Here is a 24,609-nt window from a genome sequence, read left to right on the forward strand (position 1 = left end):
CTGACAGTTACCGCGCAGTACGCGATTAACACTTACACAGTTACCTTCGCAGACTATGACGGCTCGGTGATTGAAACACAGACGGTAGAGCATGGTAGCAGCGCGACGGCACCGGCAGATCCAACGCGTGAAGGTTATACCTTTACCGGTTGGAGTGCGTCACTTGACGACATTACCGGTGACTTAACTATTACCGCGCAGTACGCGATCAACACCTACACTGTGACTTTCCAAGATCATGATGGCTCGGTGTTAGATACACAAACCGTTGAGCACGGAAGTGCTGCGACGGCACCAGCTGATCCAACACGTGAAGGTTACACATTCACTGGGTGGGATGTTTCATTCTCTGAAATCACCAGCGACCTAACGGTCACCGCTGAGTACGAAATTAACACCTACACCGTGACCTTTATTAACTACGATGGTGCGGAGTTGAAAGTACAGGAAGTTGCGCACGGCGAAGCGGCAACGGCTCCGTCGGACCCAACACGTGAAGGTTACACGTTCACCGGTTGGGATCCAGAGGATTTCAGTCAGGTAGTTTCTGACCTCACAGTCACTGCACAATTTGATATCAACCTATACACGGTCACGTTCGACTTAAATGGTGGTACTCGTGTAGGTGGTGGCGAATTGGTACAGCAAGTTGCCCATGGTGATGATGCGGTTGCGCCAGAAGTTGAACCGCAATCTGGTTATATTTTCGTAGAATGGAATAGTGAGTATACGAATATCACGGCAGACACTACTGTAGCTGCATCGTATCGAATGGTACCTCGAGGCGAGAATTTACTCATTACCTTAAATCAGAATGAGGAAGCCTCTATCACTCCGAGTATTCAAGGTGAAGATGGCGCGAACCTCGAGTTGGTGGTGGTCAATGCTCCTGCGCGCGGAACCTTAAGTAACACCGAACTCGGCTGGGTGTATATCCCAGAAGAAGATTTCAGTGGCTTCGATGGTTTCGATTACGTGGTTCGCGACAGTGTTGCGGAATCATCTGTATATCGTGTCGACATTGAAGTGTATTGGGTGAACCGCCCGCCTGTAGCCGTTGACGATTACTTTGAACTCGAACGCACCAGCAATGATACCTATGAATTGCCTGTGTTACTGAATGATTACGACCCAGACGACGATGATCTCCGTATCTTGAGCGCGAAAGCAGATGTGGGCGACGTGGCTATCGATGGTGATGTACTCCGATACACTGCACCGGAGAATTTCTTAGGCCAGGTACAACTGACATACAGTATTACCGACGATTTTGAAGGCTTTGACAGTGCGCAAGTTGTGCTGGAAATCGGCGGTGATCGGGATCCAAACGCACCGGTTATTACAGTTCCGCCTGATACGCGAGTGGACGCAAACGCGCTCTTTACTCGAGTGAATTTAGGGCATGCGTCAGCTGTCGACCGAAATGGTAGAACACTGCCGGTATCTCTAGTGGATGGGGTGCCTCTGTTTGCTCCTGGTAGTAACCTTGCATACTGGGAGGCCATAGACTCAGAAGGCCGTCGCAGCGTTGCGTCGCAGCGCGTGCAGGTTGATCCGCTTATTTCTGTGAGCTTAGATCAAACAGTAACGCGAACGGATACGGTGAATATTCGGGTGATTCTAAACGGGAACGCTCCAGAGTACCCGGTGGCCATTCCGTATTCAGTCTCTGGAACCGCGCCAAGCAGTGGACACAGTCTGCGGGACGGAGTGATTTACATAGAATCAGGCCGCGAAGCGACCATCGAGTTTGAGATGTTCGGCGAAGCGCTTGGAGAAGGCGATAAGACAGTCGTGGTCACCTTAGACTCTAGTATCAACAGGGCTCCGAACTTCCGTTCAACGATTATTGCAACTGACCGTAATATAGCTCCGCAACTTCAGTTGGGCGTATTCCAGCAGAATCAAAATCGCCTTACCGTGGGCCAAGACGCTGGAGAAGTAACGGTGCGGGCAACGGCCACGGATGCCAATATAAACGACATTCTGACGTTAGACTGGACGAGTGAATTGGAAGGCCAAATATCGGCCGAGGGAACGACATTTACGTTTAATCCAGAGCAAGTTCCTGTGGGCGTTTACGAGGTTCTTGCAACGGTCACAGACGATGGTGAACCCTCACTCAGCAATCGTTCTCGGGTTTATATTGATGTGCGTCGAGAATTACCGGTTCTTGGAGATACCGATTCGAATGGCAATGGAATTCCTGACCGACTGATGGGGCTGGGTGACTCTAACGGCAATGGTATTCCAGACTATTTAGACACCATGGAATCTTGTAATGTTATTCCACAGCAAGTTATAGAACAGCAGCTGTTCTTGTCGGAAACGGAGGCGAGTGTCTGTATTCGTAAAGGCTCAACGGCGATGCAAAGCGCCTTGGGTGCGATTCAGATTGATGATGGAGAAATTCCAGTATTGCTCATTCCTGATCCTGAAATCAGAAACGTTGGCGGTATTTTTGACTTTATCGTTTACGGTCTGCCAGAGTTGGGACAAGGCGTACGGGTAGCGATTCCGCAACGTAAACCAATTCCGACGAATCCTGTGTATCGGAAATTCCGTGACGGCGAGTGGGTGAACTTTATCGAAGACGCGAATAACCGTTTATATAGCTCGCAATCAGAGCCTGGGTTCTGCCCACCGCCGGGAAGTAGCTTATGGGAAGAGGGACTGATCGAAGGCAACCATTGTGTACAGATGTTGATCGAAGATGGTGGGCCTAACGACGCGGATGGCGAAGCAAATGGTGCAATTCTTGACCCAGGTGGTGTAGGTGTCGTTATGTCTGCGAATAATCCGCCTGTCGCGCGCGATAATCACGTAGAAATATTCTGGAATACATCTATTGAAGTGGATGTTCTTGAAAACGACAGCGACCCTGATGGTGACGACATCTTTGTTACAAGTGCTACGGCAATGATGGGTACTGCGTCAGTGATTAATCAGCGTCGTGTGCGGTTCACGCCACCATTAGACTTTGCCGGTAATACAACGATTGCCTACAGCATTAGTGATGGCAACGGGGGAGTGGATTCAGCAACTATTTTTGTTGCAGTAACGGCCAATGAACCCCCGGTAGCGGTTAATGATTACGCAGAAACCAACGATAGAACGCCAATTGTTATTGATGTTCTCCATAATGACTATGATCCTGATGGTGGTCCTCTCACTGTTGTGAGTGCTTCAGCGCAACAAGGTACGGTAACGATTCGTAGTGACAACATGTTGTCATATACACCGAAAGTAGGGTTTGGGGGTATTGATGTGATTAATTACAGCATCGAGGATGATATGGGTGCTCGCGCTTCTGCACAGGTCCGCGTTACCGTTCGAGTGGTTGAAACAATTGAAATAAGAGGCGAGACATCAGGCGGAAATTGGTCGCTACTGATGATGCCATTTGTGTTGCTCATTTGGCTCTATCGTCAGCCTGGAATGCGCCGATTTGGATCCGGAAGAAAACCGTTATTTGGGGCTTTCTTTGTGCTGCTGTTAACAACCGTGATGTTGCAGCCTAAAGCACTGGCGGATACCGATAGTGATTCAAAAGTGCATCCATTTGAAATACAGCTTTCAGTGGGCAGAGCACAAACACACGGTTCTCGTGCGGCTCTCGATGCCATTTTACCGCCGAACGCGGAGGTATTTGAATATGCGAACAAGGATACGAGTGTCGCCTTGGAAATTAGCTATTCTCTTCACAAACACCTTCTCGTAAAAGCAGGCTATGTTGATCTTGGGGTAGGCAGATCGGCGATACGGGTAGAAACAGATGATCCCATCGGAACCCATGAGTTGCTTGCTACCGCCGCTCCTCTGTTGCCATGGGGGTATACTGGTGGGATAGTTTTGCGAATGTATCCCATTGATAAATGGCAGCTAGATCTCGAAGCGGGGGGTATTCACTGGCGCGGTGATTATCGAAGTGCCACCAATACAGGTCACGTTATCGAAACCCGTCGACGAGGTGCTGATTCATATGTGGGCGCAAGCTTAGCAAGAGAGATTAACCAAAGAACAGGACTACGTTTACAATGGCGTAGTTATGATCTTGAACATCGAGTGAGTTCAATTTCTCTTGGTATATGGCGACGGTTTTGATAGGCACTGTGCCCATCCATGCATTGCGTTCTAACCAGATAATCGCTAGATTGATGCAATCATTTTCTGATGTTTAGAGCACATTGATTTTGGAACCAGAGCACCCGCAACGCCCTGAGTCGCGAACCCAACAACCTGAGTCGCGAACCCAACAAAATACGGCTCGGAAATCCCACCAGCGCCGATCGTTTCGAACTCACGCTGCCTCACTGCGTGCGTTCGTAAACGTGTCGGTGTGGTTGTTGGTGACCATCGCTCTTATCGCTTCTGCAACACTCTGGTTTCGCACCGTTGATACCCATCAGAAAAATATGGAAACCCTTGCCGATTATATGGGGCGAGGTATTGAGAACCATTTTTCGCTACATGAATTGTTTTTGCAAAGTGTCGGCCAAGAGGTGCTTTTTCGTGATGTATTTGGAAATCCTGAGTCGGCCAATCAGTACCTTGCGCGCATCGCTGAGCGACAAACAGATTTTGCCGGTCTCGGCTTTGTCGATCGGAACGGCATGTTTATCGCAACAAGCTTTACTGATAACCGAGCGCAGGGGGTGAACTTGCTCGACATCGAGGGTGCGGCGAGTGATTTTCAGCGATTATTACGCCAACCACGCTTTACGATATCCCGCCCTTATTTTTCTCCCATGGTCGATGAATGGGTGATTCCGATTCGCACACCCGTGTTTAATGACAATGGCGACCTGATGGGATTTATGACCGCAGGGTTGCGATTAAACACGCGAGATGCCCCTTGGTCGCCGATTACCGAAACGGACGGCGCTGAAGTGGCATTGATTCGGCCGGATGGCTATGTAAACTTTATCTATCCGACCCCAGAAAGCAATGAGCGCTTAGAACGCATCTACCGCGATCAAGTGAGTTTGGCATTACGAGAGTTAATTCGCCGGCCCGATGGCCATTACCTGTATCAACGGCCTGGGCGCGCGGGCAACACCATCGCCAACCACGCGATGGTTATGCAAATGCCCGAGCTAGAGCTTTCGGTGGTGGTGCTGCGCCCGCGCTCCGATATGATTCAAGATTGGTTGCAACGCATGGTGATTTTATTGCTCATCATGGTCGCAAGCTCAATTGCTCTTTATATATCATATCGACGCGCACAATCCCTTCTGCAAAGTTCAGACGCTGAAATTCAGCAGCGCCAGCAGGCACTCATGAACTCATTGGAGCGTTACAGTCGTTTAACTATGATGCTGCCGGTGGGCGTCTACCAATTGCGAATTCGCGATAATGGTGACCATGAATTTGTTTATTTGAGTCAACGCGCGCGCGATGTATTTGGGCTGAGATCGACGGTTCCTCTTGCTGACGCCTTGGAGGCAGTCATGGAGTGTATGCACTCCGACGACCTCGATGACTTTTTTGCGACCGAGAATGCAGCCATTGAAAACCATGTCAGTTTTAATTGGGCCGGTCGTTTTATCATAAATAGTCGAACCCGTTGGTTGAGCATTCAATCGCAGCCCGGTGAACATGATGGGCAGGGCCGAATTTGGCATGGCGTAATGATGGATGTGACGGATCAGCATCGAGCACAAGAACAAATTGACTCACTGGCTCACTATGATGCATTAACGCACTTACCGAACCGAACGTTATTAATAAAACGGTTGCTCGATACCATTCGACGCAACAAGGGATCGAAGCAGCGTGCTGCAGTAATGAGTATCGATTTAGATAACTTTAAATTATTAAACGATAACTTAGGTCAGGAAGAGGGCGATCGGGTATTGCGCACGATTGGTCAGCGTTTGCAGGCATTGGTTCGAGAAGATGATACCGTCGCACGTATTAGTGGCGATGAGTTTGTGGTGCTCACCAGCGGCATGGATGCAGACGAAGAAACGGCACTTCGCTACACCAATGAACTGGTAAAACGTATTATTGAGAAGATTAATAAACCGATCATTCTGAAAGGCGACTCCTATTTACTGACGGCTAGCATTGGCGTGACAGTGTTGGGTCAGAACGACACATCGGTAGAACAAGTGCTTCAACAGGCGGATCAGGCCATGTATGAAGCAAAAGATGCGGGGCGCAATACGGTCGTCTTCTTCGATGAAAACTTACAGTCACGACTAAATAATCGTCTCGAGTTGCAACGGGATTTGCATCGTGGTTTGGCGCAAGACGAATTCGAGCTCTACTATCAGCCCAAAGTCGATGCGAACCGTAAAATTGTAGGTGTGGAAGGCTTATCTCGTTGGCATCATCCAACACGCGGTATGGTGTCCCCCGGTATTTTTATCCCAATTGCCGAGGAATCGTCGGATATTTTGAAGCTCGGTGAGTGGGTTGTGCGCACGGCTTGTTCGCAAATTGTTGAGTGGTCGACACATCCAATACGGAAACATTGGACAGTTGCTATTAACGTGAGTGTGAAACAACTCCGAGGGGAGTCTTTTGTAGACCAAGTCGCCAAAACGCTTTCGGATACCGGCGCTGATCCCAAACTTCTGGTGTTAGAGATCACCGAATCCATGCTTCTGGGCGATACTGAAGCAGCCATTGGTAAAATGGATGCACTTCGCAGCATGGGAGTGCGCTTCGCGCTAGATGATTTTGGTACGGGTTATTCGAGTTTAAGCTACTTGCAACGCTTGCCGATTGACCAATTGAAGATCGATCAGAGTTTTGTTCAAAAGCTCGATGGCAATAGCATTCACCAGAAACTCACCCGCAGCATAATCTCATTAGGGCATAGCTTAGAGTTACAGATTGTTGCTGAAGGGGTAGAATCGGAATTCGAGTACGATATCTTAAAGCGACAAGGCTGTGATATTTTCCAAGGTTATCTATTTTCGAAGCCCGTGCATCGTTCCATGCTCACCGATAACATCGAATAATCCATGTAAATGTATGTAGGTATTGCGTTAATCAAAACGCCACATTAACGCCAAGGGTGTAAAGGGTATCATTCATTTCGGTATCCCGAGCCAAGCTCATATCGACTTCGAAACGATTAAACTGATAGCGAGCGCCGAGCGCCCAAATTGGGTCCTCTGCGCCGCTTCCTGCAACCTCAGTGATCACTTCAATATGTTGGGTAAGCGCATAGGTAGTGGCCACGCCCCACGTTGCGTGCCAGTCCTTGTCGATGTGATCATACTCGGTGCCGACGTTGAGATGGAGTGTCCAATAGGCGTTCAGAGCGCTGGAATAGGGAATATTGATAAAACCACCGGCGAACTCATCAACAATAGTGTCCATGATCACCCCTGTAGAGAACGCGAGCGCCCCGCCCAAGATGTCATCGGATACAATGGTTTTTACTTCCAATCCAACCTCAGTGAACTCGCTATTGCTCCATGAGTAAGCCAATGGAACGGCAATATCCCACCTACCCTGCGTGGTACATGAAGGTTGCAACACAGCCATGGACTCATCATTGAGTCGACTTGCCCAGGTCTCAAATAAACAGGTACCGGGGTCGGTGATGGTGGCATCGTCTACCAAGAAATGACCACCGTTTGCGAATGCAGCGTTAGACGTGAAAGCAAGCGCCAACAGGGCACTGGTACGAATTTTATGAGACATGATGTTTCGCAACATGACAACAATCCCTTTTGTTGAATTCATAATCCGATGCGGGCGAATAGAGAACAGCACCCATCCTATCAAAACATATGGACGCGACCTAAATGCGACACCTAAAAGTTTAGTAGATTTTGACGAGAATCGATTCAGATTCATGTGGTTGGTCTTAAAAACATAGCGATTACTAGGATTTGACTTGTATTGCACCTGTAATTATCGAATCGTATGATGACGCTGACAAGTTTATTGGAAAGAGAGGAATTCATGAATAAAATGCGCGGTTGGACAGCGGGCATATTTAGTATCGCTGTAGGGTTTTTACTTGCCACTTTTGTTGCGTCTGCAAATTATCTGCAGACAACCACATCGTTCACGCAACAAAGTGTTCATCAAGGGGACACGCTAGTTGTTTTAGTACCTGAAGGTACAGACAGCGTAAGTTTGTCGGGATGGGGCGATGCAACCACAGCGCACATTCAACGGGCAATGCGTGCCGCTGATTTTGAAGGAAAGGCCCGTCAACAGATAGAGGTTCTTGCGCCAACAGATCTTGAGTTTTCACGGTTAATTCTACTTGGTGTGGGAAATCCATCGGAATTACCACGACACACAGCTGAAGAAATGGGCGCCGCGCTTGCTGCCCACATTCAAGGCAGCAAAGCGAGCAATATTGTGCTTGATAGCCGCCTACTGACCAACCCCGGCGTAACTGCCGATGTGGTGTCCGCCATTGCCCATGGCGTTGATCTCCGCAGTTACCGTTTCGACCGCTATAAAAGTGAACCGGCGGAACGTCCAGCTCAACGTTACCAGTGGGTTGTCGGTAACGCACCAGCGGTGGAGCGCGCTTACTCGCAACTTCATGCATTAGCACAAGGGGTATTTGTTGCTCGTGAACTGACCAACTTGCCTGGCAGTGATGGCTACCCGGCCGCATTCGCGGAGTATGCGCGGCAGCAACTTGAACCTCTTGGAGTGGTCGTCACTATTCTTGATCGCGAGCAAATTAAAGAACTGGGTATGGGATCTTTACTCAGTGTGAGTGAGGGCAGTAAACATAAGTCGCACTTACTTATCGCCCACTACAAAAATAATGACGACGAACAGCCTATCGCTTTGGTGGGTAAGGGGAATACCTTCGATACCGGTGGCTATAACTTGAAGACAGCCTCAGCTTCTATCTTACGGATGCAGACCGATAAAGCAGGTGGAGCGGCGGTGGTTGGTGCTGTTAAAGCGCTCGCCGGCCAGCAAGCATCCGTAAATGTTGTGGGTGTGGTGCCGTTATCACGGAATATGATCTCTGAACAAGCAACCCTGCCGGGTGATGTGGTTGTGGCCGGTGACGGCACAACGATTGAAGTTGCAAATACCGATGCAGAAGGACGCCTGATTCTCGCGGACGGTATTTGGTACGCAAGAGAGCATTGGAATCCTCGCGTTATTGCGGACATTGCAACACTAACCGGTGCCAAAGTGGGTGCGCTCGGTACCGAGTATTCCGCGATCTTTAGTGATCATGAAAACATTCTTAGCACCTTACGTGAAGCGGGCGATCTAACTCGCGAGCGCGTGTGGCAATTACCGCTGGATGGCTATGAGAATGTGGTGCGTTCACGCATTGCGGATATGAAAAACACCGGCGCTCCTGGCGCGCAAGCGGGTGCTATTTTCCTACGGCATTTTGCCGGAGACACCCCTTGGGTGCATATCGACATGGCCGGCAATGCACTAATAGATAGTGCGTCTGGTATCAACCCTGAAGGTGGAACGGGTTACGGTGTACGTATGCTCACGGAGTGGGTAAAAATTTACTCACGTCAGCAATAGTCAGCGTACGTTGACGTATAAAAGAAAGGCGCCCGCGGGCGCCTTTCTTATTGGGTAGCACATTCAAACTTACTTTTTGTGCTCGAGTGCGGTGCCACGCTTAATTTCAATGGAACGTGGCTTCATGGCTTCCGGAATTTCTTTTACAAGCTGAATATTCAGTAAGCCATTGCTTAGCTCGGCATCGACCACTTCAACATGCTCAGCCAAATTGAACTTACGCTCAAAAGAGCGAGCTGCGATACCCTGATACAGGTAATTACGATCTTTCTCTTCGTCCGCTTTTTTACCCCGTACTGTGAGTACGCCGCGTTCAATTTGAATATCTAAATCATCTTCAGTAAAGCCGGCAACCGCAATGGTAATGGTGTAGCGGTTTTCGCCTGTCGCTTCAATGTTATAGGGAGGGTAGCCACCGGTGCCGGTGTCCCCACGTAAGGCGTTGTCGAGCATAGAAGCTAAGCGATCAAAGCCAATGCTGCTGCGATATAAAGGTGTTAAATCAATTGTGTTCATAGTCGTGTATCCTCTTTTTGAGCGATGACATAATGTTAGACTGTGTAGGTGAAGCGCTCTCTTTGAGACCCGCCGCCTACATTTCAGATCTATGGACTGGGGAAAATTTTTCAAGTGTTCTAATAAAAGTTTTTGCTGGCAGACCTTTGCAACCGACACAAGGGTCGGGTAGTTTTGTGCCAGTGTTGTCTTCAACCCTAATGGAGCCAAGTAGCATGAGCGATGATGTAAAACCAGGATGTGTTCGCGTCGAAGAGAAAATGGCGCCTTTTACCAATCAGGTCACAACCGCCAATCACCGTTGGTTAGCCGATGAGCCCGAGCAGCTCGGTGGTGCCGATGAAGGCCCGGCGCCGATGGAAATGGTACTTGCAGGCTTAGGTGCCTGCACATCGATGACGTTACGGATGTACGCAAAACGCAAAGAATGGCCATTAGAACGCGTTACGGTTGAGCTTGAGCACAGTAAAGGCGAGCATGGTGCCGAGAGTTTGAGTCGAGTGATTACGCTTGAAGGCGATTTATCGGAAGAGCAACGGGTGCGATTACTCGAGATAGCGAATAAATGTCCGGTGCATAAAACCTTAACGAATCCGAATTTAGATATCCCGACTACGCTAAATAATAACTAACTGATTGATGTAGTAAATAAGGACGAAAGAATGAATGTATTGCCTTGTGTCGAGGTTGAACCTCAGGAGCAAGCAAATGCAGCGGTAATTTGGCTGCATGGTTTAGGTGCAGATGGGCATGATTTCGAGCCCATCGTGCCTCATATTCAGTTACCACAGGGCGTGCATGCACGTTTCGTTTTCCCTCATGCACCGAAAATTCCGGTTACCATTAATGGTGGCATGACGATGCCTGCTTGGTACGATATTTTGGAAATGAGTATAGCGCGCAGTGTCGACGAAGCTCAGTTGCGGCAATCGGCGCGGCATGCCTTGGCATTGGTGGAACGCGAGATTGAGCGAGGTATTGCACCGGAGCGCATCGTGCTTGCAGGCTTTTCTCAAGGAGGAGCAGTCGCGTACGAAGCGGCTCTCACATGCCCTCATCAGTTGGCGGGTGTTATGTGCTTGTCCACCTACTTGGCCACACATGAATCGATAGAATCCAATGGCGTGAATAAAGAAACGCCCTTTTTGATTCAGCACGGCACTCAGGACCCTGTAGTACCCGTGCAGTTAGGCGCGCATGCACGCGATTGGCTGCAAAAAAACGATTATAGGGTGACTTACCAAACTTACCCGATGGCACACCAAGTGTGTGGACCACAAATTAATGATGTGAGCGCTTGGTTGAGCAGCGTTTTCAAGTAAAGGAGAACAGCAGATGAGATTGCGAATCGGATTATGGGTGGTTATGGCGCTTCTGTTCGGTGCCGTAAGTACTCATGCGTTAGCTGCGAATGATCGACAGTTTAGTGCTGAGGATATTTTTGCATTGGAATATGCAAATGATGTGCAAGTATCGCCTGATGGCAAGCGCGTGGTTTACGTGCGCCACAGTAACGATATTATGTCAGATAGCACGCGCCGCAGTTTGTGGATGATTGATCTGAGTAATGGGGAACACATCCCACTGTTCTCTGATGAGTTCAGTTATTCCAGTCCCCAATGGGCACCAGATAATAATCGCGTTGCTTTTATTTCCAATCGCTCCGGCTCACAGCAAGTGCATGTGCATTGGATAGATGAGCATACGAGTGCTCGCGTCACTGATGTCCGTCGTGGTGTTAGTAATCTCACCTGGTCGCCGAACGGTGAATGGTTAGCCTTTAGCATGGAAGTGCCAGCAGGCCCAACCGACTTTGCACGTAGCGTGCACCGTCCAAGTCGTCCGGATGGAGCGAACTGGGCGGACACTCCGATTGTGATAGAGCGGGCATATTACCAACAAGATGGCCGCGGTGTGCTTGAGTCGGCGTATCGGCAATTATTTGTTGTGCCAGCCGATGGCGGAAGTGAGCGCCAACTCACGTCGGGTGACTATAATCATGGCGGTCAGTTAGCGTGGACACCGAACAGTGAAAGCATCATTTTTTCAGCAAATCGTCGTGATGATTGGGAATATCAAACTCTCGAAGCGAACTTGTATCAGGTCAATATTGCTAGTAAAGAACTGACTGAGCTTACGAGCACGCCGGGACGCCAGTACAACCCTGTATTTTCACCAGACGGCCGTTATTTGGCATTCTTGCATGGACACAATGAGCGCGTTCCCTATCGCAATGCAAAGCTGCACGTGATGGATTGGCGCAATAAAGAGGTCACCGAGTTACTGTCCGATTTGGATCGCTCGGTTGAGTCGCCAGATTGGTTAAACAACAACACCTTGGTATTCCAATATGCAGATCGCGGCAAATTAAAGCTGGCGCGGGTGTCGGTTCGCGGTGGTCGTCATACTGACTTAGTGGATAGTGTAGGCACCGGTAGCAATGGCCGACCTTACCTTGGAGGCATGTTTAGCTCGTCGCAAAATGGTGTTTTGGCGTTTACCCACGCCACCGCCTATCGAATGGGTGAAGTGGGTGTTTGGCAGGGCAACAATCATCGGATTCTTACCAAGTTAAGCGATAGCCTGTTGGGCCAGCGCGATCTAGGTGAAGTGCATGAATTTACCTATCGCTCCAGTTACGATGAACAGGAAATTCATGGCTGGTACATTACGCCACCTAACTTCGATCCAACTAAACAATACCCGCTGTTAATTGAGATTCATGGCGGTCCACACTTAGCCTACGGCCCTTATTTCGCGGCTGAACTGCAGCGATATGCTGCGGAGGGCTATATTGTTTTCTACAACAACTATCGTGGCAGTAGCTCTTACGGCGAAGAGTTCGCAATGTTATTGCAGTACAACTACTCATCGCCATACGATTTTGCCGATCACATGTCAGGGATAGACGCGCTCATCGATAAGGGCTTTGTCGATACCAACAACTTGTTTATTACTGGTGGTTCAGCAGGTGGTATTGCAACAGCTTATGCGATTGGCCTCACCGATCGTTTTAATGCGGCAGTAGCAACCAACCCAGTGATTAACTGGGTGAGTAAGGTGCTTACGGCAGATTCTTATTTGTCGCAAATTCCAAATCAGTTTCCCGGCATGCCGTGGGAAGAACATGAACACTACTGGCAGCGATCGCCGTTGTCATTGGTGGAAAATGTAACAACGCCCACGTTGTTATTTACCGGTGAAGATGATCGGCGCACGCCAATTTCTGATACGGAGCAGTTTTATCAAGCCCTTAAGCTCCTCAATGTTGATACGGCCATGGTGCGTGTGCCCGGAGCATCTCATGGTGTCTCGAGCCGGCCATCACGAATGATTGCCAAAGTGGAGCATGCGTTGGCGTGGTTTAAGCGCTACCAAAAAGAGCCGGCACAGGAGTAGTGCATCGGTACACTTTCAAAAGGTGAAATGAAAAACGCGGTGGTTATACCCACCGCGTTTTTTTATAAAAAGGACTTACCGTATTCTGTGGGAGGCAAGTTAAGGTGTTGGGCAATGCTCTGTCCGATATCGGCAAAGGTGTCGCGGCGACCAATATTGCCGCCTTTCACACCCGGACCAAAGCAAATGACTGGCACGTACTCGCGGGTATGGTCGCTACCGGGCCACGTGGGGTCGCAGCCATGATCAGCCGTAATAAACACGCGGTCTCCTTCGCGCAATTTTGCGAACAGCTCGGGTAAACGGCGATCAAAGGACTCCAAGGCGCGGGCGTACCCTGCCACATTACGACGATGCCCATACTCCATGTCAAAATCAACAAAGTTGGGGAAGATAATACTGCGCTCAGGCGCGCTGTCGAGTGCGGCTAATGTTGCGTCAAATAATGCGTCGTTGCCGCCTGCTTTTACTTGCTGTGTGATGCCCTGTTGAGCATAGATATCCGCAATTTTTCCGATACTAATCACTTCGCCGCCAGCATCTTTGAGCTTATCAAGTACCGTGGGCGAAGGCGGTAACACCGAGTAGTCTCTTCGGTTGCCAGTACGCTTAAAGGTTTCTGGGCTATCGCCAAGGAATGGCCGCGCAATCACGCGTCCCACCCGCAGGCCATGACTATCTAACGTTTTCCGGGCCAGTTCAGAGAGCTTTAACAGGCGATCTAACCCAAAGCTCTCTTCGTGGGCGGCTATTTGCAATACCGAGTCTGCCGACGTGTAGAAAATCGGCTTACCCGACGTCATATGTTCTTCACCGAGACGGGCGATAATTTCGGTACCGGATGCGTGGCAATTACCTAAGATTCCAGGAAGATCAGCCGCGTCGACAATGTCATCGATTAAAGCGGAAGGGAACGTTGGAATCTCTTTGGGAAAATAATGCCAGTCAAAAAGCACCGGAACGCCGGCTATTTCCCAGTGACCGCTGGGGGTGTCTTTGCCTCGACTTAATTCTTGGGCGTAACCATAAAGCGCTTCAGCAGGGCCATCGAAGGCCATTCCCGGTGGGCGCGCGCCGCCACTTTCCGTGGCCAACAAACCCAAACCTAGTTTTTCCAGATTAGGCAACGACAATGGTCCAGAGCGACCCTCATTGGCTTCATTGTTTGCACAGGCTTGTGCAATGTGCGCAAAGGTATTTGCACCCACATCACCAAACTCTGCAGCGTCGGCGGAAGCGCCAACGCCGAATGAATCCATCATTAAAATGATCGCTCGTGCCATCTTGCTTACTCCCGGATACTTTCTTTTGTCAGTATCTCATAGATCACAGGGTCCAGTTCCGGCAAAGATTCGCTCAAGCCAATCGATGCCTTCAATTCAACCGACGCCATGGCCGCGGAGGCTTCGTCTCGGGCATGGATCATGGCGATGGGACGGTCATGATCGACAAAACTACCAATAGGGGCAAGATCGCTTAGGCCTACTGCGTGATCAATGGTATCGCTTGGATTGGTGCGACCTCCACCGAGGCTGACCACCACTAAACCAAGTTCCCGTGTTGCGATTTGGCTAATGTAACCTGAAGCATCTGCATACACTGGAATGATCACGGGTGCTTTGGGTAAGTAACGGTCATAATTTTCGACGAAGTCTGACGGTCCACCTAAAGCATGGACCATTTTCCCGAAAATTTCCGCTGCGCGACCCGAATTAAGGGCATCATGCAGTTTGGTTTCAGCGTCATCTTTGCTTTGGGCAATCCCGCTGCGCATGAGCATTTGGGCACACAAGCCCATGGTCACTTCATGCAAGCGCGGGTTGCGTCGCTTGCCAATCAAGTATTCAACGGCCTCGCGCATTTCAGTGGCATTGCCTGCAGTATCGCCGAGCGCCTGATTCATGTCGGTGATAAGTGCACTTGTGTTTACTCCAGCACCGTTAGCCACTTCAACAATACTGCTCGCCAAGGCGCGCGACTTAGCCAGATCAGTCATGAAGGCACCGTTTCCTGTCTTCACGTCCATCACTAAGGCCTCAAGACCTGCGGACAACTTTTTCGACAGGATGGAGGCGGTAATCAGCGGAATGGAATCCACTGTTGCGGTAACATCACGTATGGAATAAAAGCGCTTATCGGCAGGAGCTATACTTGCGGTTTGGCCAATAATCGCCACACCAATTTCTTTCACAATGCGCTGGAAATCATTTTGCTCAGGCTGAATGTTATAACCCGGAATACTCTCAAATTTATCCAAAGTGCCACCGGTATGGCCCAAGCCACGACCGGCAATCATAGGCACATAGCCACCACATGCTGCCACCATGGGGCCTAACATCAGGCTGACCGAATCACTGACGCCACCGGTAGAGTGTTTATCAACAATGGGGCCTGCTAAGTTCATGTGCTCCCAGTTCAACACGCTACCAGAATTCATCATGGCTTCGGTTAATGCAACCCGCTCGGGCATTTCCATACCGTTAAAATACACCGCCATAGCAAAGGCAGCGATTTGCCCTTCGGTGACACCACCGCCGGTGATGCCTTTAACGAAGAATTGAATTTGCTCGGCACTAAGAACTTTGCCATCGCGTTTTGCTTTGATAATTTCTTGGGGCAACATCTTAATAGCCTCCTGCTTGTGTAGCTTCATCCGTTCCTTCTAAAACAGATATAAGATTACTGCGTACCGAGCTTGCACCCAATCGCAATAAAGACGGACGTACCGCATCGGCACCGAGAGTTTGTTGTGCTGCTTGCATATAAACGAGTGCATCATCAAGCGTTCGGATACCGCCGGCAGGCTTAAAACCTACAGGTCGCACAGGCGCTGCTTGATGGTCACCCGTTGCGCGGTGCGCGGCAATGGCGCCAAGCATAATTTCTGCGGCTTCCGGGGTGGCATTCGTGGCCACTTTCCCTGTGGACGTTTTTATAAAATCGGCACCGCCTGCAATGGCAATGGCACTGGCTTCTTGAATGAATTTCGGGCTATTCAGCTCACCGGTTTCTAAAATCACCTTCAACATGGCGCGTTCGCCGCAGGCGGCTTTGCACGCTTGTACTAAACGCAAAGGCGTGTCGGTATCGCCGCTCATCAATGCCCGGTAAGGAAACACAACATCTATTTCATCGGCGCCATAGGCGATGCTGGCTAAGGTCTCTTTCACCGCAATATCAATATCAGAATCGCCGTGGGGGAAGTTAGTCACGGTGGCTAACCGCACATGATACAAGCCCTTGTCATCAAGAATCCGACGTGCCCATGGTAAAAAGCGCGGGAAAATACATAGCGCAGCTACGCAGGTAAGGTTGCCATCTGCATCACGCCACTTTGCTTTGGCACACAAATCTTCAATGTCTGCTCGGGTTTCGGTATCGGTCAGGCTGGTTAGGTCTAGCAATGAAAATGCCAGACGTGCTTGTTCTTGGCGCGTCAGGGTTGCAATATCCGTCATGATTTCTCCGCGGCTTTCTCATGATCTGCAAGGTGCTCAGGGCCGAAAGAGTGAGGAAGTAATTCGTCCACGGTCATAACACCGCGTACTCCTTCCGGACCACACATGTACACGCGCGTATCGACCGTAGAGAACTCACGAATACGTTGCCGACAGCCGCCACAGGGTGTTAACAAGCCATCAGCTTGCCCAATCACAAAAATGTCTTTAATGGTATCGCCACCACCCATCACCATGGCCGCAATGGCACCGGCCTCAGCACATGTTCCCTCGGGGTAGGATGCATTCTCAACATTGCAGCCGCAAAATGTGGCCCCAGACGTAGTGCGGATGGCACAACCTACCGGAAATTTAGAGTAGGGCGAATAGGAGCGCTCCATGGCGGCTTTCGCCAACGCGAATAATGGGTCTTGGCTCATACATTCTCAAATTTTCTAAAAAAGGGCACACATTCTACCTGACTTTTTCTACCGCGGCTAACCAGCGCTGATAGACTTTATCGCGGGTTTTTTCGTCGAGCTCAGGGCTCCAACGATCATCCGCACGGCAGAGCGTTTCAATGTCACTCAAATCGGAGAAAATCCCTGCTTGTAAGCCGGCAAGTAAAGCGGCACCCCTTACTGTGGTTTCCGGTGTATTGGCGCGCAGTACTGGGTGTCCCGTCATGTCGGATAGCGCCTGCAAAAACCAGCTATTTTCGGTCATCCCGCCGTCTACCCGAAGTTCGTCCACTTCCTGACCATCATCTTCCATGGCCGTGAGTAGATCACGGGTTTGCAGCGCAACACTGCGTAATGCAGCCGCCGCAATTTGCGATCGTCCGGTATCACGCGTCATGCCAAAGAGAGCGGCTCTCGCATCTGGATCCCAGTAAGGCGCGCCTAAGCCGGTAAACGCGGGAATGAGCATTTCTGTTTGCTGCCAAGAAACTTTCTCCGACAATGCTTCAGTTTCCGCGGCTTGCTCAATCATACCGAGCTTATCTCGCAGCCACTGTACAATAGCCCCGGCCATAAAAATACTGCCCTCAAGGGCGTAGGTAGGCTTACCTTTAAGTTGGTATGCCACGGTTGAAAGGAGCCGGTTTTCCGATATTCGGGGGCGATCGCCGGTGTTGACGAGAGCAAAACAGCCGGTGCCATAGGTGCTTTTCAGTTGCCCCTGAGAGAAACACGCTTGGCCCACTAATGCCCCTTGTTGGTCACCAATCATGGCTAACACAGGAACCGTTTTATCGCTGTCAGAATTTGGCACAAGAGTGCTGCAAGCCACGTCACCGAAATGATCCGCGTTATCACGAATTTCAGGCAGCAGGGCTTTTGGAATATCGAACAGATCGAGCAGTTCGCTATCCCACTCCCGTGACTCCAAATTCATTAATAAAGTGCGTGATGCGTTAGTGGCATCAGTGGCATGAACTTCACCCTCCGTGAGGCGCCACAGAAGGAACGAATCGATGGTGCCAAAGCACAATTCGCCGGCTTCAGCACGATCTTTCGCCCCATCTACATGTTTGAGGATCCATTGAATTTTGGTGGCGGAAAAATAGGGATCGAGTAACAGACCGGTTTTTTCTTGAACGAGGGCCTCGTGACCATCGTCTTTTAACTCTCGGCAGTGGGCCGCTGTCCGTCTATCTTGCCAAACAATGGCAGGATAAATTGCCTTGCCGCTGTCACGCTCCCAAATAACGGTTGTTTCACGTTGGTTGGTAATACCAATCCCGGCCAGATCGGAGGCATGGATATCGGCGTCTTTGATGGCGTCTTTGCAGGCGTCTATGGTTGTTTGCCATATATCCTCTGGGTCATGTTCCACCCAGCCGTCATCGGGGAAATGTTGATCAAACTCATGTTGGCCACGACCGGCCACCTCGAACTGATCGTCGGTAGCGTGGTACACCATGGCACGACTCGATGTCGTGCCCTGATCAATAGCCAAAAGATACTTACCTTGAGGCATAGCAACTCCTTGCTTTTATCTTAGCTGAGGATCTGCAGTTCTGATGCCCACTGTGTTGCGAGGGCTTCTGCACCCGCGCGGTCGTTGACGTGAAAGTTAACGTGTCCTACTTTGCGACCCGGCCGCGCTTCTTTACCATACCAGAATGGAGCAGATTCGCCATCTTGCCAGAGTGAGTCTGGAATATGTGGCACACCAATGGCGTTAACCATCAATGTGGGCTGAATCACAAAAGGAGCGAACGGCATATTGGTAAGGGCGCGAATATGCAAGGCGAACTGACTGATGTTCGCGCCTTGCATCGACCAATGGCCTGAATTGTGTACGCGAGGCGCAATTTCATTCACCAGTAAACGGGCTTCGCTGCCTTCGCCGACAATAAAGAATTCGATGGCAAGGGTGCCAACGTATCCTAGATGTTCTGTAATTTTGGAAAATGCGCGTTCAGCGTCTTGTTGCAAATGCTCTGGAAACGCCTGAATGCCAGCAAAGGTATGGCTTAAAATACCATTGCGATGAACGTTTTCAACGAGCGGGTAGCATTGGATACGGCCATCGGCTGCCCGCGCGCCCACAATGGACACTTCACATTGAAAGGGAATCATGGCTTCGATGATGCCGGGCTGTCGCCCCGCTGTATCCGCTAGAGCGGTGATATCGCCAGCATTGTCGGCGTCGTAACGCCACTGACTTTTGCCGTCATAGCCACCGCTTGCCGCTTTAATCACTGCTTTGCCTTGCCACTGTGCAATCGCATCTTGGAATTGCGTCTGGGTGTTAAAGGCTACCCAAGGGGCGGTAGCGATTTCCAGATCGTCACACAGTTTTTTCTCAAGTTGACGATGTGTCAGAGGCAATATCTTGCTCGGATCGGTCAGGAGTTTATCGGCAGCTAACTGCACATGCTCAGGATCAAGTTGCTCATGCTCCCAGCTCACCACATCGGCCCATGCAACCGCATCAGCGATACTCATTTGCATGGCAACATGCGCCCCAGCCGGCATCACCTGATGGGTTCGAGTGTTGACGAGCAAACATTCATGGCCGAGGCGAATGGTCGCCTGCGCCAACATTTGGCCAAGCTGGCCATTGCCGAGAATTAAAATATTCATGTGCTTAGTCGAGGTCCAGTTTACTGTTAGCAACCACCTTCTCACGCTGGGCTTCGCGGAATGCTTGCACGCGAGCGCGCACGTTTGGTTCGGTTGTGGCAATCACTTGTGCAGCTAGCAAACCGGCGTTCGCAGCACCTGGCTCACCAATCGCAAGGGTACCAACCGCTACGCCTTTAGGCATTTGCACGATGGATAGCAAACTATCTAAGCCTTTAAGTTGTTTGCTCGGAACGGGCACGCCAAATACAGGCAAATAGGTAAATGCAGCCAACATGCCCGGTAGATGCGCAGCGCCGCCGGCACCGGCAATGACGACACGAACGCCGGATTGCTCCGCTTCGCGCATGGTGCTGGCGAGTAAGTCAGGGGTACGATGGGCGGATACAACACGTGCTTCCCAGCTTACGCCTAAATCTTTTAGCATGCGCGCAGCCGCTTGCATAACTGGCCAATCCGATTGTGAACCCATTAGAATAAGTACAGAAGCCATTCACTCTTCTCCCGAGTAGGTACCAGAACCTATGGTGGGTGGAACTGAAAGCCGCGGATTGTAGCAGAAATTCGTCTATTTAGCATACTGAAAGCAGCGCGAAACATTAAAGAAGTGTAAGATTGAGCCAAGTTGCGTTGATTTTTCGTACACTTTAGATAGTAGATTCATCTCGATTGTTACCACAGGGAGCGGTATGAGTGGGTATCAACAACAACAGCTCGAACCTGTAAACCTAGCGTCTGGCCGTGGTTTGACGCTGCTTATTGCCTGTTTGACGCTGTTCTTGGCTGCATTTACTAGTGCAGCAAAAGAGGGCATGTGGCTGCCAGAGCAGCAGCCCGATTGGCCCATGCAACCGAATACCTCGACCGTTCTCAAAGTGGGGGCGTGCAGCGGTACCTTTGTATCACCCAAAGGGCTCATTCTCACCAACCATCATTGTGTTGTTGATCTCCTGCAATACCGCTCGACGCTCGAACATAACTATTTAGAAACCGGTTTTTTGGCGCTCAGCCCTGAATTGGAATTGCGTGCGCCGGCAGACTTTGTGGTGGCAAAAACGTTAAGCCGCACGGAAGTAACGCGAGAAGTGCTGCAAGGCGTAACCGATCGCATCACTGGTCGTGCTCGGTTCAATATGATTGCCAATAATCGCAACGAAATTTTGCGGCAATGTGAGAACGCAGCAAACATCCAATGTCGTGTTGTTGAGCAATACGATGGCATTGGTTACTTACTCATTCGTGATCAAATCTTCCCGCAAGTTCGCTTAGTTTGGGCACCACCGGAAGATGTCGGCCATTTTGGCGGAGTGGAAGATAATTGGCAGTGGCCCCGGCATAGTGCCGATTTGGCGCTGTTGCGCGTGTATGGTGAGGATGGCAAGCCCTTTCAGCCGGAGCATTGGTTGCCCCTATCACCCGCAGCGCCCAGTGATGGCGAGCTGGTATTTACCGCAGGGTTTCCTGGCTTAACGCAACGCTATCGCGTTGAGAAAGAAGCAAGGCTGGCGTTAGAAACCTTTTACCCACTGGCTATCGACTATTTACAGGCCTTTGAAGATATTGTTCATGACCATAGTGTGGAAAATAATGAACGTGTGTTGCGCTACGCGCCGGCTTTAATGCGATGGGGAAACCGTCGACAGAACTTTATGGGCATGTTGCAGGCCGCCGATGAACAGAACTTCTTTACGAAAAGTGCAGAGCAAGAAGCAAATGTTAGACAATGGATGCGTGCGCAAGAAAATGCGGACCATTACAAGCATGGAATTGATTTAGTGCATCGAGCGCTCGAGGCGCGAAAAGAGACCATGGCGCAGCAAACCTGGTGGTCGTTTTTTCAAGAGTTGCAATTGCCGCTCGTTGCCCAGCGGGTTTACCGATTAGCGCAAGAGTCAGCCCGACCGAATGAGCGGCGAACGCGGGGGTTTCAAGCCCAGCAAGTACCGGCACTGCGGGCGCAACTGCGGGGCCAACTACGACAATTTGATCCGGAAGTGGAACAAGCATTGTTGGTGCAGCTTTTGCTACGCCATCAAGAATTGCCAGAGCAACAACAGATTCGCTTTATTCAGCGGTTTTTCCAGTTAACGAATGATTCCACCAAAGCACAGATAGAGCAGCGGGTGGCGGAAATTTATGCACAGAGCCGTCTGCAAAAACAAGATACATTAGATGAGATGATGCAACTGCCATTGTTGGAACTGCGGCGTATTAATGATCCATGGATTCGATTTGCCATCGACAGTGCTGATGAGCGCCTCGAATGGGATACGCGCGAGCGCGAGTTGCGCGGCATTGAGCAGCAAGGGCGCAGTATTTTGATGGACGGATTTCGTCGTTGGGGCCGCGCGCAAGGAATCCGCTTACCTGATAATGCGAACCGAACCTATCGGCTAAGCGCCGGGATTGTTGCGGCTCACCCGGACGCTGATGTGGATACGGATATAATCGCAAGCCGAACCACATTAAGTTCACTCCTTACCATTACTGGAACCGAGCCGCGTTATACATTGCCATTTGCGATGCATGCTGCAGCGTCGGTTCACGGCGCTGGCTGTTTGGCCATAAGCCCACAAGATTTAACCTTAAATTTCTTGAGCAGCGCCGATGGCACGGGAGGAAGTTCTGGCAGCCCCACACTCAACAGTCGAGGAGAACTGATCGGCTTGGTGTTCGATAGTACGACCGATGGTATCTTAAGTGATTGGATGTTTGATAGCCGACGCCACCGCTTGATTCATGCAGACGTGCGTTATTTATTGTGGTTGTTGCGCTATGTCTATCAAGCGCAGGAAGTGCTTGATGAGTTGCAGTTTACAGAAACCGACGCCACCTGTTTTGTGGGGGACACGCCCATTATTCCAACGCCAATTCGAGTTGTCGATCCTCATCTGGATCCGGCAGAGTAATGCCAATCCCAATTAAGCGGACACTGCGGTTTTGCGCCCGAGGCCATGCTTCGTGTAGTAGTTGATAAAACAGCGACGGTGAAACTCTGTTGCTGACACGGCTGACAGTTGTTTGTGTAAAGTCGCTAAATTTCAGCTTAACGGTTTGCCCTTTGGCGCGCACATCCTGCCAGCGCTGTTCACCAAGACGCTTTTTCAATGAAGGCAGTAAACTGGTTTCGAGAAACTGTTCGGCATGTTTTACATGGGTAAAATCACGATGCAGGGTTGATTCCACACTCACTTGTTTGCGCATTCTACTGAGGGATACCGGCCGTTCATCTATGCCTTGGCAGCGTTGATGCAGTAAAAGCCCAGCATGGTCGCCAAGTAGGCGCTGCAGCTTGCTCGGGTCACATATTTGGATATCGCCTACCTTATGAAAACCAGCCGCGGCTAAACGTTCTTGACTCTTCGGCCCAACGCCGGGGATGCGCCGCAATGACAGCGCCCCCAAATAGGCATAAATATCATCGGGTGCCACCACAAACTGACCATCGGGCTTGCGTTCTTCCGAAGCTATTTTGGCAACCATCTTTTGCGAAGAAATACCTGCAGATGCGGTTACACCTAATAAGCGCAGTTCTGAACGAATCGCTTCCATGGTAAGACTTGCACTGCCTTTGAAGGCTGTGTTTTCAGTAAGGTCTAAATAAAATTCATCGATGGAGGCGGGTTCTACTAAGGGGGTAAACTCGGTTAAAACCGCAAGCACTTGCTTTGACATCGCTTTGTAAGCGGCCATGTCTGGTTTCACAAACACAAGATCGGGGCATAATTTTCGTGCTTGGTGGCCTGGCATCGCGCTGCGCACGCCAAATTGGCGCGCTTGATAATTCGCGGTTGCGACAACGCCTCGATCACTGCCACCACCCACCGCAAAAGGACGTTTTGCAAGGCTAGGATCTTTGATAACCTCTACTGCTGCAAAAAATGCATCAAGATCAAGCAAGGCGATTTTTCGACCTGAAGACTGAACCAAAGCGCTGAGATCCCGTATAAAATGACAGGAAAAGTGTATCACAGGGGCCTAGTTTCGGGGCGAAAGTTGATACCAATTGTTGTTATCGGAGCAGACAGCAGTTTCATGGAACAGATTTTCTCGTTATAATCGGTTCAGAAATTCAGCAACCGATTTTGAATTAGGCACTGATGAGTCAGGAGAAAGCCGTGAAGTTTGTAAACCAACTGAAGTGGAAACAACTAGTTGCAGTGGTTGCCGGCGTGGCAATTGCTGGTGGTGTAATGGCGTTTACCCAAGATATGTCTCGGGAAGCGATTGCTGAGCGCATTCAGCCGTCCATGAAAGTGCGTGTTGCCGGTGACGAACCGCAACAGCAAGCCGCTGCATCGGGCGACCGGTCAGGCGAGCAGGTTTATAACCAAGCCTGTGCGGCATGTCATACAGGTGGCGTTTTAGGCGCTCCGCGCAAAGGCGTAGCGGAAGATTGGACTGAGCGTTTACCGCAAGGGATGGCCGTGTTGTTAGAGCATTCGATTAACGGCTTTAACGCGATGCCTCCGCGTGGTGGTTGTGCGCGTTGTACCGATGACGAAATCGAAGCCGCGATTGAGTTTATGATCGCTGATTTATAAGCGTTCAAATCGACAAGAAAAACGAAAGCCACTCATATGAGTGGCTTTTTTGTATCAGATTTATAAATTTCTCACCTTTGGTTGCTTTTCAACCCAAAAAAAGGGGTGTACACTCTGTTATTGGTA

Annotated in this window: 18 protein-coding genes; 8 read left to right on the forward strand and 10 right to left on the reverse strand. The window is 50.2% G+C overall.

Features of this window, described 5'->3' with window-relative positions:
* Together HXZ99_RS04355 and HXZ99_RS04360 are read left to right on the forward strand one after the other, a co-directional pair.
* On the forward strand, positions 1 to 4,104 hold a 4,104-nt coding region (locus HXZ99_RS04355; protein ID WP_194756068.1), incomplete at its 5' end, for an Ig-like domain-containing protein.
* 89 nt (positions 4,105 to 4,193) lie between these two features.
* Positions 4,194 to 6,971 carry a bifunctional diguanylate cyclase/phosphodiesterase gene (locus HXZ99_RS04360; protein ID WP_228517648.1) on the forward strand — a complete coding sequence of 926 codons (2,778 nt, stop codon included), beginning with the start codon at positions 4,194 to 4,196 and terminating at the stop codon, positions 6,969 to 6,971.
* A gap of 31 nt (positions 6,972 to 7,002) precedes the next feature.
* Here the strand turns inward: HXZ99_RS04360 and HXZ99_RS04365 are convergent, their stop codons facing one another.
* On the reverse strand, positions 7,003 to 7,677 hold the full coding sequence (locus tag HXZ99_RS04365) for a hypothetical protein (RefSeq protein ID WP_194756070.1): 675 nt from the start codon (positions 7,675 to 7,677) through the stop codon (positions 7,003 to 7,005).
* A 249-nt stretch (positions 7,678 to 7,926) separates the two neighbouring features.
* Here HXZ99_RS04365 and HXZ99_RS04370 point away from each other — a divergent pair, with 249 nt between their 5' ends.
* Positions 7,927 to 9,492 carry a leucyl aminopeptidase family protein gene (locus HXZ99_RS04370; protein WP_228517650.1) on the forward strand — a complete coding sequence of 522 codons (1,566 nt, stop codon included), beginning with the start codon at positions 7,927 to 7,929 and terminating at the stop codon, positions 9,490 to 9,492.
* Positions 9,493 to 9,561: 69 nt separating this feature from the next.
* On the opposite strand, the gene HXZ99_RS04375 is transcribed toward HXZ99_RS04370, so the two are convergent.
* Positions 9,562 to 10,008 (reverse strand): Hsp20 family protein, encoded by a 447-nt coding sequence (locus tag HXZ99_RS04375; protein WP_194756071.1) that lies wholly within the window; start codon positions 10,006 to 10,008, stop codon positions 9,562 to 9,564.
* Positions 10,009 to 10,223: 215 nt separating this feature from the next.
* On the opposite strand from HXZ99_RS04375, the gene HXZ99_RS04380 reads away from it, so the two are divergent.
* The 3 genes from HXZ99_RS04380 to HXZ99_RS04390 are packed head-to-tail and all read left to right on the forward strand — an operon-like array spanning position 10,224 to position 13,407.
* On the forward strand, positions 10,224 to 10,640 hold the full coding sequence (locus HXZ99_RS04380; protein WP_194756072.1) for an OsmC family protein: 417 nt from the start codon (positions 10,224 to 10,226) through the stop codon (positions 10,638 to 10,640).
* Positions 10,641 to 10,670: 30 nt separating this feature from the next.
* The gene (locus HXZ99_RS04385; RefSeq protein ID WP_194756073.1) at positions 10,671 to 11,330 is read left to right on the forward strand and encodes an alpha/beta hydrolase; all 660 of its coding nucleotides are present in this window, start codon (positions 10,671 to 10,673) and stop codon (positions 11,328 to 11,330) included.
* Positions 11,331 to 11,343: 13 nt separating this feature from the next.
* Entirely contained in the window at positions 11,344 to 13,407 is a 2,064-nt protein-coding gene (locus HXZ99_RS04390; protein WP_194756074.1) for a S9 family peptidase, read from the forward strand.
* 62 nt (positions 13,408 to 13,469) lie between these two features.
* Here the strand turns inward: HXZ99_RS04390 and HXZ99_RS04395 are convergent, their stop codons facing one another.
* The 7 genes from HXZ99_RS04395 to purE are packed head-to-tail and all read right to left on the reverse strand — an operon-like array spanning position 13,470 to position 20,432.
* Complete coding sequence (locus tag HXZ99_RS04395) at positions 13,470 to 14,690, reverse strand: phosphopentomutase (RefSeq protein ID WP_194756075.1); 1,221 nt, start codon at positions 14,688 to 14,690, stop codon at positions 13,470 to 13,472.
* Between the two features lie 5 nt (positions 14,691 to 14,695).
* On the reverse strand, positions 14,696 to 16,060 hold the full coding sequence (deoA, locus tag HXZ99_RS04400) for a thymidine phosphorylase (protein ID WP_456237043.1): 1,365 nt from the start codon (positions 16,058 to 16,060) through the stop codon (positions 14,696 to 14,698).
* The gene (gene deoC / locus HXZ99_RS04405; protein ID WP_194756076.1) at positions 16,032 to 16,865 is read right to left on the reverse strand and encodes a deoxyribose-phosphate aldolase; all 834 of its coding nucleotides are present in this window, start codon (positions 16,863 to 16,865) and stop codon (positions 16,032 to 16,034) included. Before deoC ends, deoA begins: the two co-directional genes overlap by 29 nt.
* Positions 16,862 to 17,284, reverse strand: a complete 423-nt coding sequence (gene cdd, locus HXZ99_RS04410) for a cytidine deaminase (RefSeq protein ID WP_194756077.1) — start codon at positions 17,282 to 17,284, stop codon at positions 16,862 to 16,864. Before cdd ends, deoC begins: the two co-directional genes overlap by 4 nt.
* 34 nt (positions 17,285 to 17,318) lie before the next feature.
* Positions 17,319 to 18,827 carry a glycerol kinase GlpK gene (gene glpK / locus HXZ99_RS04415; RefSeq protein ID WP_194756078.1) on the reverse strand — a complete coding sequence of 503 codons (1,509 nt, stop codon included), beginning with the start codon at positions 18,825 to 18,827 and terminating at the stop codon, positions 17,319 to 17,321.
* 20 nt (positions 18,828 to 18,847) lie between these two features.
* Positions 18,848 to 19,939, reverse strand: coding sequence for an ATP-grasp domain-containing protein (locus HXZ99_RS04420; protein WP_194756079.1), 1,092 nt, complete (start codon positions 19,937 to 19,939; stop codon positions 18,848 to 18,850).
* A 4-nt stretch (positions 19,940 to 19,943) separates the two neighbouring features.
* Positions 19,944 to 20,432 (reverse strand): 5-(carboxyamino)imidazole ribonucleotide mutase, encoded by a 489-nt coding sequence (gene purE, locus HXZ99_RS04425; protein WP_194756080.1) that lies wholly within the window; start codon positions 20,430 to 20,432, stop codon positions 19,944 to 19,946.
* A gap of 196 nt (positions 20,433 to 20,628) precedes the next feature.
* On the opposite strand from purE, the gene HXZ99_RS04430 reads away from it, so the two are divergent.
* Complete coding sequence (locus tag HXZ99_RS04430; protein ID WP_194756081.1) at positions 20,629 to 22,848, forward strand: S46 family peptidase; 2,220 nt, start codon at positions 20,629 to 20,631, stop codon at positions 22,846 to 22,848.
* Here HXZ99_RS04430 and dinB read toward each other — a convergent pair.
* Positions 22,796 to 23,869, reverse strand: coding sequence for a DNA polymerase IV (gene dinB / locus HXZ99_RS04435; protein WP_194756082.1), 1,074 nt, complete (start codon positions 23,867 to 23,869; stop codon positions 22,796 to 22,798). The genes HXZ99_RS04430 and dinB overlap by 53 nt on opposite strands.
* A 188-nt stretch (positions 23,870 to 24,057) precedes the next feature.
* Between dinB and HXZ99_RS04440 the strand changes: the two genes are divergently transcribed.
* The gene (locus HXZ99_RS04440; protein WP_331458469.1) at positions 24,058 to 24,483 is read left to right on the forward strand and encodes a c-type cytochrome; all 426 of its coding nucleotides are present in this window, start codon (positions 24,058 to 24,060) and stop codon (positions 24,481 to 24,483) included.
* Positions 24,484 to 24,609: the final 126 nt, after the last annotated feature.

It is taken from the genome of Aliidiomarina indica (genome assembly GCF_015354615.1).
GTDB lineage: Bacteria > Pseudomonadota > Gammaproteobacteria > Enterobacterales > Alteromonadaceae > Aliidiomarina > Aliidiomarina indica.